The sequence below is a fragment of the Shewanella sp. KJ2020 genome (genome assembly GCF_024197625.1).
Taxonomy (GTDB): domain Bacteria; phylum Pseudomonadota; class Gammaproteobacteria; order Enterobacterales; family Shewanellaceae; genus Shewanella.
In genome coordinates this window covers 38,620-54,501 of record NZ_JAKUKD010000003.1, presented here as the reverse complement: position 1 = coordinate 54,501, position 15,882 = coordinate 38,620, and the positions used below count along the sequence as shown (strand labels likewise).

14 protein-coding genes are annotated in these 15,882 nt (G+C 48.2%); 1 reads left to right on the top strand and 13 read right to left on the bottom strand.

Features of this window, described 5'->3' with window-relative positions; translation table 11 throughout:
* Positions 1-136 precede the first annotated feature (136 nt).
* From MJO46_RS02055 to MJO46_RS02015, 9 genes are all read right to left on the bottom strand, one after another.
* Complete coding sequence (locus MJO46_RS02055) at positions 137-1,138, bottom strand: family 43 glycosylhydrolase (protein WP_253987896.1); 1,002 nt, start codon at positions 1,136-1,138, stop codon at positions 137-139.
* Between the two features lie 65 nt (positions 1,139-1,203).
* Positions 1,204-2,346, bottom strand: coding sequence for a family 43 glycosylhydrolase (locus MJO46_RS02050; protein ID WP_253987895.1), 1,143 nt, complete (start codon positions 2,344-2,346; stop codon positions 1,204-1,206).
* A complete protein-coding gene (gene yjfF, locus MJO46_RS02045) occupies positions 2,321-3,283 on the bottom strand; it encodes a galactofuranose ABC transporter, permease protein YjfF (RefSeq protein ID WP_253987894.1) in 963 nt (320 codons plus the stop codon). Before yjfF ends, MJO46_RS02050 begins: the two co-directional genes overlap by 26 nt.
* On the bottom strand, positions 3,280-4,479 hold the full coding sequence (locus MJO46_RS02040; protein ID WP_253987893.1) for an ABC transporter permease: 1,200 nt from the start codon (positions 4,477-4,479) through the stop codon (positions 3,280-3,282). Before MJO46_RS02040 ends, yjfF begins: the two co-directional genes overlap by 4 nt.
* Complete coding sequence (locus tag MJO46_RS02035; RefSeq protein ID WP_253987892.1) at positions 4,480-5,991, bottom strand: sugar ABC transporter ATP-binding protein; 1,512 nt, start codon at positions 5,989-5,991, stop codon at positions 4,480-4,482.
* A 29-nt stretch (positions 5,992-6,020) separates the two neighbouring features.
* The gene (locus MJO46_RS02030) at positions 6,021-6,962 is read right to left on the bottom strand and encodes an ABC transporter substrate-binding protein (protein WP_144346532.1); all 942 of its coding nucleotides are present in this window, start codon (positions 6,960-6,962) and stop codon (positions 6,021-6,023) included.
* Positions 6,963-7,059: 97 nt separating this feature from the next.
* Positions 7,060-8,115 carry an aldose epimerase family protein gene (locus MJO46_RS02025; RefSeq protein ID WP_253987891.1) on the bottom strand — a complete coding sequence of 352 codons (1,056 nt, stop codon included), beginning with the start codon at positions 8,113-8,115 and terminating at the stop codon, positions 7,060-7,062.
* Between the two features lie 79 nt (positions 8,116-8,194).
* Positions 8,195-8,965 carry an SDR family NAD(P)-dependent oxidoreductase gene (locus MJO46_RS02020; RefSeq protein WP_253987890.1) on the bottom strand — a complete coding sequence of 257 codons (771 nt, stop codon included), beginning with the start codon at positions 8,963-8,965 and terminating at the stop codon, positions 8,195-8,197.
* A gap of 60 nt (positions 8,966-9,025) precedes the next feature.
* Positions 9,026-10,759, bottom strand: a complete 1,734-nt coding sequence (locus MJO46_RS02015; protein ID WP_253987889.1) for an IlvD/Edd family dehydratase — start codon at positions 10,757-10,759, stop codon at positions 9,026-9,028.
* A gap of 185 nt (positions 10,760-10,944) precedes the next feature.
* Here MJO46_RS02015 and MJO46_RS02010 point away from each other — a divergent pair, with 185 nt between their 5' ends.
* A complete protein-coding gene (locus tag MJO46_RS02010; protein ID WP_253987888.1) occupies positions 10,945-11,904 on the top strand; it encodes a glycoside hydrolase family 43 protein in 960 nt (319 codons plus the stop codon).
* Between the two features lie 105 nt (positions 11,905-12,009).
* Here the strand turns inward: MJO46_RS02010 and MJO46_RS02005 are convergent, their stop codons facing one another.
* The 4 genes from MJO46_RS02005 to MJO46_RS01990 form a co-directional block, all read right to left on the bottom strand.
* Positions 12,010-12,726, bottom strand: coding sequence for a FadR/GntR family transcriptional regulator (locus MJO46_RS02005; protein ID WP_253987887.1), 717 nt, complete (start codon positions 12,724-12,726; stop codon positions 12,010-12,012).
* A gap of 233 nt (positions 12,727-12,959) precedes the next feature.
* A complete protein-coding gene (locus MJO46_RS02000) occupies positions 12,960-13,568 on the bottom strand; it encodes an HAD family phosphatase (protein WP_253987886.1) in 609 nt (202 codons plus the stop codon).
* 76 nt (positions 13,569-13,644) lie between these two features.
* Positions 13,645-15,147: an L-arabinose isomerase gene (gene araA, locus MJO46_RS01995; RefSeq protein WP_253987885.1), complete on the bottom strand. Its 1,503-nt coding sequence runs from the start codon at positions 15,145-15,147 to the stop codon at positions 13,645-13,647.
* Between the two features lie 38 nt (positions 15,148-15,185).
* Positions 15,186-15,881 (bottom strand): L-ribulose-5-phosphate 4-epimerase, encoded by a 696-nt coding sequence (locus MJO46_RS01990; RefSeq protein ID WP_253987884.1) that lies wholly within the window; start codon positions 15,879-15,881, stop codon positions 15,186-15,188.
* Between the last annotated feature and the right edge of the window lies 1 nt (position 15,882).

The window sequence follows — 15,882 nt, the reverse complement described above, 5'->3', positions numbered from 1 at the left end:
AAATAGCTATTGGAATAAGTGGTAAGACTTTTAACGCGCGTGCGAGTCTAATCAATATCGCTTCACTCAGATATAAAAATGCGGGGCTGCTGAAGCATTCCCCGCGATTATCGAATCATTTGTAGCGGTAAATGGATTAGTAGAGGTTGAACAAGGGGCGCCCGCTCTCATCAAATGACACCGCTAACATTCGCGCATGGCGATTGGGATCATAGAGTGGATCTTTAATAATTTGCGCTAATGGACGGGTATCTGTCTTAGGTACCACGCGAGGGTCGCCCACCGCATGTTCATAATCGCGGGCATGGTACACACAGATGGGTGTTATGCCATCTTCAGCGACGGTGAAACTGTTATGGCCTGGGCCATAGATTTGCTTGTCGACATCAGTGCTGAGCACTGGCTGGCGAGTTTTCTTCCATGAGTTACGATCGAGCAAGTCGGCATGCTCATCGACCTCCATATAACCCATGCAATAACAAGCGCCTGTGGCGCTGGCCGAGAAGGTAATGAAGATTTTCCCCTGGTGTTTAAGCACTGCTGGCCCTTCGTTAACCCAAAAATCGACTCGCTCCCAATCGTAATCTGGGGTGGTGAGCATAAATTGCGCCGTCTTTAACTTGATGGGCGATGCCATTTCCGCAAGATACAGGTTGGATGCCGCGAATTGACCGCCAGTTTTCTCCGCCCAGCAGAAGTAACGCTTACCGTTGTTTTCGAAAATGGTCGCATCTAAGGAAAAGTCGATAAAGGACTTATTATCACCATCGGCCGCCTGCATCATGCCGAGCTCAATCCATGTATCATTCAAGGGATCTTGCCCTTGGCACTCAAGCACATAGGGGCGTAAGGCCCAAATATTTTCCTCTTCGCTGGCCGCAAAGTAGATGTACCATTTGCCGTCGAGATAATGGATCTCGGGCGCCCATACGTGGCGGCTCATCGGGCCGCTTTGGTGTTTAAACCAGATATCGAAGGTTTGGGCGTCTTGCAAACCGTCTAAGGTCTTGGATTTACGCAGTTCAATCCGATCGTAGGTCGGAACAGAACCCGTAAAGTAGTAATAACCGTCGCTATGTCGGTACACAAAGGGATCGGCGCGCTGCTCGACTAGGGGGCTGTTTGTTGCTCTTATCATGGAAAACCTGTCTATTTCGATTACTTACGTGTGCTGTTCGTGTCTATTAAACGCATTTCGCTTATTTAGCGGGACTGCGTGTCTTGTCGATGCAGGGTTTGGCTATCGCTCTGCTGATTATCAAATACTGGGAAACCGTCCGCCGACCAGCGAATGGCACGGTAGTAAGTGTGCCTATTGCCGTCGGTCAATGGCGTCCCCTGCAGCTCAAGATAATTACGTGCATGGTAGAACATCAGCTCGGTTTTACCATCCTCTGCCAGTACAAAACTATTATGGCCAGGGCCAAAGCGGTTCAGGCTAGGCTCAGTGGTAAAGATAGGGTTTACCGATTTATGCCAACTCTTTGGATCGAGTAAATCGGCATTTTCATCGGCCCATAACAGCCCCATGGCATAACGGTCATCCGTGGCACTGGCGGAATAGGTTACGAAGACTTTACCGTTTTTAACCAGCACAGCTGCGCCTTCGTTGACTTTAAAGCCTAAACGCTCCCAATCCAATAAGGGCTCGCTGATAATGGTTTCGTTATCAGAGAGTTGAGTCGGTGATAGCATTTTGGCAATCACTAAACCAGTGTTGTAACGCTTGGCCTTATCCTGCTGCGCCCAAATAAAATAACGCTCACCCTTCAGGCTAAAGCTGGTCGCATCGAGGGAAAAGGCATCCTGCGCCGATTGCAACTTGCCAAGCTCTTGCCATTGACCCGTCATCGGCGAGTCACCCTCAAGGCCTAAGACAAACATGCGGTTATGAAAACGCACATCCTTATTGCTGGCCGCAAAGTAGATATACCAGCGACCATCTATTTTGTGCAGCTCTGGCGCCCAAATATCGATACTCATGGGGCCAGTTTCATGCTTGCGCCACAGGGTTTTAGGCGTTGCTTGGCGTAAACCGTCGATGGTTTTGGCGTGGCGCAGTTCGATGCGGTCAAACTCAGGTACTGAGGCAATAAAATAATAGCTGCCGTCATCATCGCGGATCACCCAAGGATCCGCCCTTCTTGAGATAAATGGCTCGTTTACTGTGACTGTATCTACCGCATTTGGATTTACCGCTGCGGTTTGGGTTCGGCTTATCTCAAGCACTGGAACCGCCTGAGCAGCACCGACAACACTTAAGCCCAATAGCGCACTGGCAACAGGCATAAGCCTGAAAGCCTTAAAGCGTGATTGATGATTATCCATGGTTTGCTTTGCGTCCATTCAAGAGTTTCTGTAATAGGATGAAAAAGAACAATAAGAGTCCGATAACAATCTTGGTCCACCAACTGCTTAAGCTGCCATCGAAGGTGATATAAGTTTGGATCACCCCCATCAAAATCACTCCAAGTACAGTGCCGACCACAAATCCACTGCCGCCCGTCAGTAACGTACCGCCAATCACCACGGCCGCAATGGCATCCAGTTCGACACCTATAGCGCCGAGCGCATAGCCAGAGAAGGTGTAAAAGGTAAAGATGATGCCCGCCAAAGTCGCCAAAAAGCTGCTAAGGGCGTAAATACTGATGGTGGTTTTTGCGATAGAAATCCCCATAAGTTCAGCAGAATGTTGATTGCCACCAATGGCATACACATTGGTGCCGAAACGGCTGTAATGCATCACAATGGCGATAATCACAAAAAACAGGATAAAGATCAGTGAGCTTAAATCGAGGGCGCCATTGCCTGGCAGTGCAATGCTCATCTCGGCCACCGCATCGTAAAACGGATGGTCAATGGCAATCGACTCTTCGCTGAGCGTCGTCGCTAAGCCCCGCGCCAGGAACATACCCGCAAGCGTTACGATAAAAGGCTGTAACTTATACACATGGATAATAGTGCCCATGAGTGCACCAAACAGCGTGCCAAGGGGCAGGATAACCGCAAAGGCTAACAGCGGATGCCACTGGTACTCGGTGATCAATAAACTGCTGACAACCCCACTTAAGGCGATGACGGCGCCAACCGAAAGATCGATCCCCCCAGAGATAATCACTAAGGTCATGCCTAATGCGGTGATCAATAAAAACGCATTGTCACGCAGCAGGTTAGTCACCACTCTGCCACTGGCAAAACCGTCAAACTGTATCGTCCCCACCAGAAACATAGTCAACAGCAATGAGGCGGTGATCCACAGCGGAATAAAACGTCTTGCTATCATTGGTTGTCTCCTGTTGCTTTGTACTCTTTTGCACTCGCGCCCTTTTCTGCCAATCCTGCAGCAAGACGATTAGCTTTAAACAGCGCCGATAATTGGCGCCTAAATTTATCCGATTGCAACAGCAGCACAGTGAGGATAACGATGGCCTTGATCAGCAAGTTAAACTTAGCGGGTAAGCCGCTGACGATAATGGTAGTGGCTAAGGTTTGGATGATCAGCGCGCCCACAACCGACAAGACTAAGGAGAAACGCCCACCGGTGAGTGCGGCGCCGCCGATTACCACAGCTAATATGGCATCGAGTTCAAGCCACAGGCCTGCGTTATTGGCATCTGAACCTTGAATATCGGCGGTGCTGATCATGCCCGCCAATGCCGCGCATAAACCCGCAATGGCATAGGCGAACAATTTAATGGATTTATCATTGATCCCAAGATAGCGACTCGCCTTGGCGTTACAGCCCACGGCTTCAATAAAAAGCCCTAAGGCGGTTTTACGTAGCAGTAATTGGGTGAAGGTCAACATGCCAAGCACAATCCACACTGGCATTGGCAGCCCTAAAAACTGGCCCACACCAATGGCGGCAAAACCTGGGTGTTGAAAGGTGATGATTTGCCCTTGGTTGATAAGCTGCGCCACTCCGCGCCCTGCCACCATCAAAAGTAATGTCGCGACAATAGGTTGGATCCCTAAGAAACTCACTAGACCGCCATTGATGCAGCCGGCTAAGAGCCCAACACACAGACCTGCGGCGATAACTGTGACTAAGTTAATATCAGGCACCAGCAGTAAATTAGCGCAAACCGCGCCACAGATCGCCATCACGGCACCGACCGAGAGATCGATTCCGCCTGTGGCAATCACCAAACTCATACCAATCGCTAGCAGGGCCACGGGCGCACTGCGATTTAAGATATCAATCAAGGAGCCATAGAGTCTGTCGTCTTGATAGCTGATATTGAAGAAATTACTGTCAATAAACAGGTTGGCTAAGAGCAAAATGCTCAAGGCCAATAGTGGCCAAAGGTAACGGCCAATGGATGTCGATTTGCCCGCTTGGTAACGGGCGTTTTTTTCTTGCTTCATGGTCTTGTGACTTTCCTGCATCCGCGGCAGTCGCTCAGATTCTTTCATCTGTGATGGCATCAAATCGGATGACATGCGCGTGGATGATAGGGTTTCGGCTGAGTTTTTCATTTATCCCTCCGCAATCGCTTGCATTACATGTTGCGAGGTCAGTTCCGCGCCTGAAAGTTCACGTACGGCATATCTGTCCCGTAGCACTACGACTTTATTTGAAAAGGCCACAAGCTCATCAAGCTCGGATGATGCGACCAAGAGCGACATCCCCTCATCACACAGGCTTCTGATAAGCTTGACGATTTCAGCGTGGGCACCAATGTCGATGCCGCGAGTCGGTTCATCCAACACCAATAAGATGGGTTCGATGGCTAACCAACGCGCGAGGATCACTTTCTGCTGATTACCGCCACTCAGTTGTTCTATGGGTTTATCCGCGTCCGGTGTCGCAATCTGTAATTTATCGATAAAGAACTGGGCGATTTCCTGCTGCCGAGCTTTAGATAAATAACGCCACCAACCGATACGCGCCTGCAGTGCGAGGATAATGTTTTCGCGAATCGACAGAGGGCCGATAATGCCGTCAATCTTGCGATCTTCAGGGCACAGGGCGATCCCAGCGCTGATCGCATCTACAGGTTGGGACAGTTTCAGCTTCTTACCCGCAAGGTGAATACTGCCGCTATCGACTAAATCCAGCCCAAACACAGCGTTACAAACTTCGCTGCGCCCCGAGCCTAAAAGACCCGCAAGCCCGACCGCCTGCCCCTTTGGCACTGTGAGATTCATCGCTTGAATCGAGCCCTTTACCGACACGGCTTCAAGGGATAGCAACACGGCCTCGGCGGAGCGGTTGTTATCGATGGCGGTATGTTCCTTTTCCTGTTTATCGACTAATTGCTCCTGCAGTGAGCGCCCGAGCATGGTTTCAATCAGCTTAGGTTGTGGCAGCTCGGCCGTAAGATATTCGCCAATAAAACGTCCGTTACGCAGCACGGTAATGCGATCGCTTATCTGGTAAACCTGATCGAGGAAGTGAGTGATAAAAACGATGGCCACACCCTTGGCTTTGAGCTGATTTAAGATCCCAAACAGCACTTGCACTTCTTTGGCATCTAAGCTCGCCGTAGGCTCATCGAGTACTAATACCTTGGCCGACATAGCAACACCGCGGGCGATGGCAATGAGTTGTTGCACCGCGATGGAATAGTCCGACAGCGGCGCGCTAACATCGATATCCAGCTTAAACTGGGTCAACACTGCGCGCGCATCGGCATACATTTTTTTGAAATGAATAAGACCAAGGCGACGCGGTTCGTAACCGAGGAACAGGTTTTGTGCCACGGTCAGGTTAGGCACTAAGTTCACCTCCTGATAGACAGTGCTGATCCCCGCCTTTTGCGCATCCATTGGTGTGTTGAAGTGTTGCGGCTCGCCAAGAAAAAGGATGTCGCCCATATCTTTTGACTGAGCGCCCGTCATCACTTTGACCAGCGTCGATTTGCCCGCACCGTTTTCGCCGAGCAGGGCGTGAACTTCCCCCGCAAATAACCGCAAACTCACATCCTCAAGGGCTTTTACGCCCGGATAGTGCTTACTGATCTGCTTGAGTTCTAAAATAAGGCTCATAGCTATTCCCCAAGAAAGCGTCAATCTGACTATTGCTGGCGACGCTTTTCGTACTCGGCGGCAGCGGTTTCTTGGGTAAATACATCACCCGTAGTGCTGATAAGCTTAGGCTGCTCCTTGTTACCCTTAAGATAAGCATCAATCGCATCAAACGCTGGGCCACCTAAGTAAGGGCTAAGTTCAACCGTGGCGTTCACATCACCATCGGCCATGGCCTTAAAGTAATCGGGCACACCATCCACAGAGACAATCAGGATATCTTTGCCCGGTTTTAAACCCGCTTCTTTAATGGCTTGCACTGCGCCGAGGGCCATTTCATCGTTATGCGCCCAAACGGCGCACAGTGGTTGACCATTTTGGGCCTTGAGGAAACCTTCCATCACTTCTTTACCCTTAGCACGGGTAAATTCGCCGGTTTGGCTGCGAACAATCTTGGCATTGGGATAATTGGCAATCACTTGGTTAAAACCAGTGGCGCGATCAATCGCTGCGGTTGCCCCGACTGTGCCCTGTAATTCTGCGATATCACAGTTGCCTTGGGTTTTATCCATGAGCCATTGGCCAATCTTGCGGCCTTCTTCGGTAAAATCGGAGGCAATACGGGTGAGGAATAGGGAATCATCATCGACCTTGATATTACGGTCTACTATCACTACAGGGATGTTGGCGCGTTTCGCTTCTCTCAGTACTGGCTTCCAGCCTGTTTCCACCACGGGCGCGATGATAATGGCATCCACGCCTTGGGCGATAAAGCTACGCACGGCTTTGATTTGGTTCTCTTGTTTTTGCTGAGCGTCGGCAAATTTTAAATCGATACCCCGCTGTTTGGCCTCAGCTTTAACAGCTTCACTGAAGCTCGTTCGCCAACCACTCTCAGACCCAACCTGTGAAAAGCCTACCGTAGTCGCGTAGGCACAAGTGGCACTCACTGCCCATAATCCCAATGCAGTAATGATTTTATTATGTTTCATTATTATTCCCTTTATAATTTTAGGTAACAGAGATCCCCAGCCTGCTAAAATCAGCAGGCTAACTCGTATAAATAAATATTATTTCGCCTTTATTGAATTAAATATTCTTAAACTTATGTACCGTAATTTGTTGATATTGAGTATTTGCTTCAAGCATCACACTCGGAAAATGGTCAATATTGACCGCATTCGGATAACCGTGGGTTTCTAAACAGAGCCCATGAAATTGATTAATGGAATAACCTTCGTCATCTATATGACTGCCATCGAGAAAGTTGCCACTGTAAAATTGCACACCAGGTTCGGTAGTGCTAATTTCCATTTCTCGCCCCGAGAGTGGATCTTTTAAAATAGCGATGGTCTGCAGGCTATTTTTATTGTCAGGATTTCTATCCATCACAAAATAATGGTCATAACCATTAGCTAATTGCTTAATATCCGTGGCAATTGCCTTTGGTTGTTTAAAATCGTAGGCGCTATCGTCGACTAAGATTAATTCGCCGGTTGGGATCTGTTCATTATCTAGGGCAAGAATATGGCTGGCATGGATGGTTAACTCATGCTCCAAAATACCTTGCTGTTTGTCTGAGGCGAGGTTCCAGTAAGCATGATTGGTTAAACAGACTGGCGTGGTTTGATCGCAGACGGCCTGATAACTCAAGATTAACTCATTGTTTTCCATCAAGCGGTACTCTAGTTGGATACTGAGATTACCCGGAAATCCTTGATCCCCATCGGGACTGGTGATACTGAAAATAGCGGCCACGCTATCATTGCCCGCTAAGGTTTCAACCTGCCAAGTGCAGTGGCTTAACCCCTTTGGCCCACCGTGAAGTTGGTTATTGCCCTCATTGGCCAGCAATTGAATGGTTTTATCTGCTAAGGGAAATTGTGCTTGGCCAATACGATTGGCGACACGGCCAGCGGTGATCCCAAAATAATAGGGATTGGTCGCCCAATCTTTTATATCTTGATAACCTAGGCTTAATGAAATGGGTTGCTCATCTTTGCCATAAAGTTTTACCGACCAAATGCTAGCGCCATAATTGGAGAGAACAACTTCTAGCCCATGGCTATTAGTGAGGGTAACTAATTGTAATTCATCCGTAAATGCGGCGTGAACTAAGCTTTTTTTAGATACTGAGAGTTGCATGGTGAGTGCTTTACCTTTTATTAAAAATAAACTCAGCACTCACCTCATTATTCAATGAACTGAAATTTTATTGTGATATTTAAATCCAACCACCATCGACAATAAAATTTTGTGCGGTGCAGAGTTTGCTATCATCTGCTGCTAAAAATAATGCCATAGCAGCAATATCTTCGGGCATTACATATTCTTTAATACATTGGTTATTTTCGATATGTTTTGCCGTATCTTTATCAACCCAGTGAGTGAGTTGTCGTTTTGTCATGACCCAACCCGGCGTTAAAGTATTAATCCGGATTTTATCTTTCCCTAAATCGGCGGCTAAGCCTCGAGTTAAGCCCATGACGCCTGCTTTTGAGGCCGTATATCCCGCCATTCCCGCTTGACGATTGTGCCAACTCATAGATCCAAAGTTGATAACAGCCCCCCCGCCGAGCCGCTGCATTTGCGGCCTTACCGCTTGTACGGCAAAAAAGTAGTGCCGCAAATTGGTATTTAAGCATTGGTCCCAATATTCTGGCGTGACTTCATCTATGCTATGCCTTTCATCGCACGCGGCATTGTTAATCAATACCGAGATAGGGCCTAAATCGTCTTCCACCTGAGCAATCACGCTTTTCAGTGCCGTCACATCGACTAAATCACAGTGATAAAACTTCACGCTAGCGTCAGGCAGAGTGTGGTTAAGGCCTGCGACAAGTTGAGTCGACTCCTCAACTAAAATGTCGACAAATGCCACCTTAGCGCCCTGCTCTAAAAAAGACCGTACTAAGCAAGCCCCAATACCCGTACCTCCACCACTGATAAAAATGGTCTTCCCTTGTAAACTCGGGTATTGATTAGTCAACTTCATAACTCAACCTTTTATTAAAATAATTATTTGGTTTTATTATAAAAGAAAACGAGTTCATATTTAATGGGAATGTGCGGGTATCTCTGCACCTCGACATCCCACGAGAAAATCAAAATCACATCCCTCATCCGCCTGCAGCACATGCTCTTTAAAGAGCGAGAGATAACCACCATTGATTGGAATGGATTTCACCGCCGCGAGTTTTGCTAGGCGCGCCTGTAACTCTTCGTCGCTGATCTCCAGCTGTAATATCCCTGCATAGGTATCGAGCTCTATCATGTCACCATTTTGTACCGCGGCGAGCGGCCCGAGTGCCTGCGCTTCTGGCGCAACATGGAGAACAACGGTACCAAAGGCGGTGCCACTCATACGCGCATCAGAAATCCTCACCATGTCTTTAATTCCTTTTTTCAAAAGCTTAGGTGGAAGTCCCATATTGCCGACCTCGGCCATGCCCGGATATCCCTTAGGGCCACAGTTTTTAAGCACCATAATACTGGTTTCATCTATCTCCAGTTCGGGATCACCGATGCGGGCGTTGTAATCATCAAAACTTTCAAACACAACCGCTTTGCCACGGTGTTGCATCAGGTGCGCGCTGGCGGCAGAGGGTTTGATCACTGCGCCGCGAGGCGCGAGATTGCCGCGCAGTACCCGAATGCCACCATTTTCAACCAAGGGATTTTCAAGTGACATGATCACCTCTTGGTTATAACAGGGCGCCTCTTTCACATTGTCCCAAAGGCTAGCGGCATTGACGGTGAGCGTGTTTTTACTCAGTAAATCATGTTCAAATAATTGTTTTAATACTGCGGGTAGCCCACCTGCATAGTAAAAGTCTTCCATTAAATACTGACCCGAAGGCTTAAGATTCACTATGGTCGGTACTGCGTAACCATGGCGCCAGTCATCGAGTGACAGTTCAACCCCTATCCTGCCGGCAATGGCCTTTAAATGGATAACGGCGTTAGTTGAACCACCAATGGCAGCATTGACTTTGATGGCATTGATAAAGGCATCACGACTCAGGATTTTACTTAAGGTCAAATCCTCTTTGACCATATCAACAATTCGCATTCCCGACATATGGGCCAGCACTTGGCGGCGGGAATCCACCGCTGGAATTGCGGCATTGTGTGGCAAACTCACCCCTAAGGTTTCAACCATACAGGCCATAGTCGATGCCGTCCCCATAGTGTTACAGGTGCCCGTTGAGCGGGACATATCCGCTTCGGCATTCATAAATGCGGCGAGACTGATGTTGCCCGCTTTATATTCTTGATGCAGTTCCCACACGAGTGTGCCAGAACCTACATCCTTGCCCTTATGCTTACCATTGAGCATGGGCCCACCGGTAACGACTATGGTTGGTAAATCACAACTGGCCGCGCCCATTAATAAAGCCGGAGTGGTTTTATCGCAGCCCACTAACAGCACAACACCGTCGATAGGATTACCACGAATGGCTTCTTCGGTGTCCATCGCTGCAAGGTTACGCGTTAACATGGCGCTAGGGCGCAAATTGGACTCACCATTGGAAAACACGGGAAACTCCACCGGAATTCCACCCGCTTCCCGAATACCATTCTTTACTCTTTGGGCCAATTCCCGCAGATGACCATTGCAGGGCGTCAATTCAGACCAGGTATTACAAATCCCAATCACAGGCTTATTTTGAAAGTGATGCTCGGGTATGCCTTGGTTTTTCATCCAACTGCGGTACATAAAGCCATTTTTGTCATCACTGCCAAACCAACCTGCCGAACGAAGTGTTTTCGGTTTTTTATTATTCATATGACACCTTCGTCTTCCAAAGCACGTGCCCTGCCCGACCTATTGAGCGATTCGTACAAAACTCAGCTTTTTAAGATCAAACGCACGCTATGCCCTGAGTTAACAATTTGTACTTTAATATTGCTAGCACGCAAAAGTATTGGTATTACTATAATACTAAAATATCAAAAAACAATAGAGGAAGTATGAAAAAGGCATTTTCTAGTATTTGTGTGAGTGCTTGTTTGGCATTGAGTACCACGGCCAGTACAGCGGCAGTTGCTGCTAACCCTTTGTTTACGGATGTATTTACCGCAGATCCTGCGGCCATAGTGCATCAAGATACAGTGTATCTTTACACTGGCCATGATGTTGCAAAGGACAATCGTACCTTCTTTGAAATGCATGACTGGCTGGTTTTTAGCTCTAAGGATATGCACAACTGGACGGCCCATGGCAGCAAGTTATCGGTGAAGGATTTCAGCTGGGCTAAAGGAGATGCATGGGCAAGCCATGTGATTGAGAAGGATGGTAAGTTTTACTGGTATGTGACGGCAAGGCACAACAAAATCAATGGTTTTGCCATAGGTGTCGCGGTTGCCGATAGCCCACTTGGCCCCTTCAAGGATGCCCGCGGTAGTGCCATTATCACCAATGACATGACCACAGATACTGAGATTGACTGGGATGATATCGACCCTGCAGTCTTTATCGACGATGATAAACAAGCCTATCTCTTTTGGGGCAACACTAAGCCAAGATTTGCCAAGTTAAAACCCAACATGATTGGACTCGATGGCCCAATTCACTCGATTGATATTCCAAACTTTACCGAAGCACTCTGGGTACATAAAAAAGATAAAACCTATTATCTTTCATACGCTTCAGGCTTTCCCGAAAAAATTGCCTATGCCACCAGTGATAGCATTCTGGGCCCCTGGAAGTATCAAGGGATCTTAAATGAAGTGGCGGGCAACTCGCCGACAAACCATCAAGCAATCATTGAATTTAAAGGGAAATCCTACTTTATCTACCATACCGGCGTATCGCAGGATGGCGGCGGCGAATTTAGACGTTCAGTCGCGATTGACCCGCTATATTACAATGCCGATGGCACCATAAAGCGCATTCATATGACGAGCGAAGGCATCAGCGAGCCGCAGTAACCCTATTTTTTGCTCACTCGAAAGTAAAAAAGGTGAACCTAAGTTCACCTTTTTTTATTGATAATCATAACTAAAAAATCAGCAGCCTTGAAAATCAGTAAGCCGTTATTTACGCTCGATATTTTTATGCACTGTGTCTTGGGAAGTCGAGAGCAATTTATTCATCTCAGCCTTCGCGTTTTCGCTATCCCCTGCGGCTATCGCAGTATAAATAGCCTTGTGGCCAGGGAGTGATTGGATAAAGTCATCCTGAATCGTGCTACTGAGTCTAAAGATTTCGAGCAGTGCAGATTGAATCGACACGCCGAGTGAGACCATAAACTCGTTATTGGTCGCATCTAAAATCGCCATATGGAAATCGATATCCGAGGTATAGACTTCATCCGTACCTAACTCGGCCGCTTCCATCTTGGCGTAGGCTGCCGCAATCACCTCGAGCTGCTCTGGGGTGCGTTTCTTGGCAGCCAGTTCCGCCGCGGCGGGTTCAAACACGGCACGAATTTCATAGAGTGACGTGTAAAACTCAGGGGATGGTTTAGATTGGGAAAACCAATTTAAGATCACCGGATCGAACATATTCCAGTGGCGGCGCTCACGAATGCGGGTGCCAAGCTTAGGACGAGACTCGATAAGTCCCTTTGCCGTGAGCACCTTAAAGGCTTCCCTTAAGGAGGTGCGTGATACTTCCAGCTCTTCACAAATGGCATTTTCATTAGGGATATATTCACCCGGCGCATAAAAGCCGCCCACAATGCGCGAACCTAATTCGCTTGCCACCCAGTTATGGATATTCTGCGGCCGGTTATTTGCCTGATTTGCCATAGTGCCCTCTTAAATCTCTATCTCTGTACTCAATCCAATCAGCTGGATAAGGTGCTTAACGCTAATAATCAAATGTTATGATACTACCTTTCATGCTAAAGGTAATAAAATTTTTGTTAACGCTAAGAATTTATGGGAGTTTCCTCAAACTTAACTCCTTACCTTACCCCAAAGTTTTACATTGTAAAGCCTATTCTTGGGTTTTACCCAGTGGTTGTACAAGCGAGTAAAGGCTATTCGATAGACAGAAAATAGTCATTTTCAATCTGTAATTCGGCATGCACATCGACCACATGCATCCCCGCAGCTTCGGCGGCTTGGATGCCCGCTTTCGCATCTTCAAACACAATGCAGCGCGCTGGCGCTATGCCCATCAGCTCGGCGCAGCGTAAAAAAGTATCCGGCGCCGGTTTGGGCGAATCGACTTGGTCGGCTCCCACCACATGGTCCACCAACTCCAGCAAGCCACACAGGGTTAAAATTTGAATGGCTTCCTCTGTGTAGGCGCCAGTACCGACTGCCATCGGGCGTTTGCCTTGGTTCTGCTTGGCAAATTCTGCTAATGCCGTCGGTTTCACATATAAATGCATAGTGTCACGCACTAGGGCTTCTTTATATTCATTCATGGTTTCGCAACTGGCCGTTGGCGTGACACCAAAATGGGCAATCAGGATCTCTAAGGTGCCAATGGTAGGCACGCCCGCTAACGAGCGCATCAAGGCCGGCTCAATCGGGATCCCAAAGTGCTTTAAGGTTTGTCGCCATGCCTGTTCATGCAACTGACCGCTGTCGACTAAGGTGCCATCCATATCGAAAATAATACCGTCAAATTCTGTATACATCTGTGTTAACCCTATGAAATGAATGGTTCCAGAAAAATGAAAGCCGCCCAAAGGCGGCTTTGTTCCTGCGCAAGAATTATAACCCTCTTGCTAAACCGTAATAAACGGAATTTTGGCGAAGTTCATACTTAAACTCGCGGATCTTAGTGTCGGCATCGATGATAACCAGTTCTGCGCCGGCCATTTCGGCAAAGTCGACAATCTGATCTGTGGTGATGGCTTGACTATAGGCCGAGTGGTGAGCACCACCGGCGTGGATCCAGGCTGCTGCCGCAATCGATAAATTCGGACGTGGCTCCCATAGCGCAGACGCTACAGGCAAGTTAGGCAGTTCCTGTGGCGGCGTTACGGTATCTAATTCATTGAGAATAATACGGAAACGGTTACCTAAATCGATTGTCGATACATTGATTGCAGGGCCCGCTTTGCCGGTAAACAACAGACGTGGCACGTCACAACGAACACCAATGGTGTGGCGGTGAACTTCTAAACGCGGTTTTGCCGCAGCAATGGATGGGCACACTTCTAACATGTGAGCGCCGAGAACTTGATCTGTCTCGCCAAAGTTATAGGTGTAATCCTCCATAAAGGAAGTACCGCCCGCACGGCCTTGGCCCATGACCTTCATAATGCGCACCATGGCTGCCGTTTTCCAGTCACCTTCACCGCCGTAACCGAAACCGTTCGCCATCAGTCGTTGGGTAGCGAGTCCCGGTAAGCCTGTCATGCCGGTGAGGTTTTCAAAGCAGTTGGTAAAGGCACCAAATTGGCCTTGGGTTAAGAATTGGGTTAAGCCGAGTTCAATCTTGGCTTCTTTTCTTAGACGGTCTAATTGGTATTCATCGCCAAAAAGTTCGTTACCCACTTGGTATTCGCTGGCGTAACGGTCGAGCTGTGCGGTTACATCGCCTTCGGCAATGGCTGCAATCGCCTCATTGAGTTCACCTAAGCTGTAGGCGTGCACTTCGTAACCGAATTGAATTTGTGCGGCAACTTTGTCGCCTTCGGTTACGGCCACTTGACGCATGTTGTCGCCAAAGCGGGCGATACGCAGGTTTTGGCTCTCGTGCCAACCCGCCGCTGCGCGGCACCAATCATCGATTTGTGCCTGTACATCGCTGGATTGCCAGTGACCCACAACCACTTTGCGCTCTTTACGCATACGAGTGCCGATAAAACCAAATTCGCGGCAACCGTGGGCACTTTGGTGGGTGTTCATATAGTTCATATTGATTTCGCTCCAAGGGAGCTCGGCATTGAACTGGGTATGTAAATGCATGAATGGCTTGCTTAATTCATTCAGGCCAGCAATCCACATCTTGGCGGGAGAGAAAGTGTGCATCCACAGAATGACGCCAACACAGTTTTCATCGCTGTTGGCCGCTTGGCATACGGCGTGAATTTCCCGAGGGGATTTTACGGTTGGTTTATACACCACGTCGATTGAAATGGCGGACGATTCATTAAAGCCATGAACAATTTGCTCACTGTTTTTAGCGACTTGCTCTAATACTTTCGGGCCGTATAAATCCTGTGACCCCGTAATAAACCACACTTGTTTTTGTTTGAAGGCTTTCATATTACTCTCTCTAGTTTGAAATGAGACCCGACTGGCATTTACTTGCTTTGGCCGTAATAAGCGTCTTTTCCATGCTTACGCAAATAGTGCTTATCAATAAGCTCTTGTTTTAACTGACTGATACCTGGTGATAATGTCTTGGTGAGATACGCCATCCGCGCGATTTCTTCGAGCAACACGGCGTGATACACGGATTTAGCCGCATTCGCGCCCCAAGTGAACGGCGCGTGGCCTGCCACTATCACCATGGGCGACTCGTTGGGATCTCGGTCGGCGAAACAATCGAGGATCTGCACGCCGGTTTCTTCTTCGTAGTCGCGGCTTATCTGATCATTGCGCATCACAGCTGTGCATGGAATTTCACCGTACACATAATCGGCCTGCGTCGTCCCTAAACAGGGAATGGCTATCTGCGCCTGCGCCCACGCGGTGGCATAGGTCGAATGGGTGTGCGTGATGCCACCGATACTCTGCCACTGGCGATACAAATAGGTGTGCGTCTTAGTATCCGATGAAGGACGCATGCGCCCTTCGACGATTTGATTCTCAAGATCAACAATCACAATGTCTTCAACCTTCAAATTCTCATAGGGCACGCCGCTGGGCTTGATACCAATCACGCCCAGTTGACGGTCAATTTGTGAAACGTTGCCAAAGGTGTAAGTCACTAGTTTGCGTTTCTCAAGCTCCATATTGGCTTCGTATACTTCGCGTTTTAGCTCTAAAAAAGACATC

Excerpts from the sequence above, each read along its gene's own strand:
- MJO46_RS02055 (WP_253987896.1), bottom strand. The coding sequence starts at position 1,138 with ATGATAAGAGCAACAAACAGCCCCCTAGTCGAGCAGCGCGCCGATCCC.
- MJO46_RS02050 (WP_253987895.1), bottom strand. The coding sequence starts at position 2,346 with ATGGACGCAAAGCAAACCATGGATAATCATCAATCACGCTTTAAGGCT.
- yjfF (WP_253987894.1), bottom strand. The coding sequence starts at position 3,283 with ATGATAGCAAGACGTTTTATTCCGCTGTGGATCACCGCCTCATTGCTG.
- MJO46_RS02040 (WP_253987893.1), bottom strand. The coding sequence starts at position 4,479 with ATGAAAAACTCAGCCGAAACCCTATCATCCACGCGCATGTCATCCGAT.
- MJO46_RS02035 (WP_253987892.1), bottom strand. The coding sequence starts at position 5,991 with ATGAGCCTTATTTTAGAACTCAAGCAGATCAGTAAGCACTATCCGGGC.
- MJO46_RS02030 (WP_144346532.1), bottom strand. The coding sequence starts at position 6,962 with ATGAAACATAATAAAATCATTACTGCATTGGGATTATGGGCAGTGAGT.
- MJO46_RS02025 (WP_253987891.1), bottom strand. The coding sequence starts at position 8,115 with ATGCAACTCTCAGTATCTAAAAAAAGCTTAGTTCACGCCGCATTTACG.
- MJO46_RS02020 (WP_253987890.1), bottom strand. The coding sequence starts at position 8,965 with ATGAAGTTGACTAATCAATACCCGAGTTTACAAGGGAAGACCATTTTT.
- MJO46_RS02015 (WP_253987889.1), bottom strand. The coding sequence starts at position 10,759 with ATGAATAATAAAAAACCGAAAACACTTCGTTCGGCAGGTTGGTTTGGC.
- MJO46_RS02010 (WP_253987888.1), top strand. The coding sequence starts at position 10,945 with ATGAAAAAGGCATTTTCTAGTATTTGTGTGAGTGCTTGTTTGGCATTG.
- MJO46_RS02005 (WP_253987887.1), bottom strand. The coding sequence starts at position 12,726 with ATGGCAAATCAGGCAAATAACCGGCCGCAGAATATCCATAACTGGGTG.
- MJO46_RS02000 (WP_253987886.1), bottom strand. The coding sequence starts at position 13,568 with ATGTATACAGAATTTGACGGTATTATTTTCGATATGGATGGCACCTTA.
- araA (WP_253987885.1), bottom strand. The coding sequence starts at position 15,147 with ATGAAAGCCTTCAAACAAAAACAAGTGTGGTTTATTACGGGGTCACAG.
- MJO46_RS01990 (WP_253987884.1), bottom strand. The coding sequence starts at position 15,881 with ATGTCTTTTTTAGAGCTAAAACGCGAAGTATACGAAGCCAATATGGAG.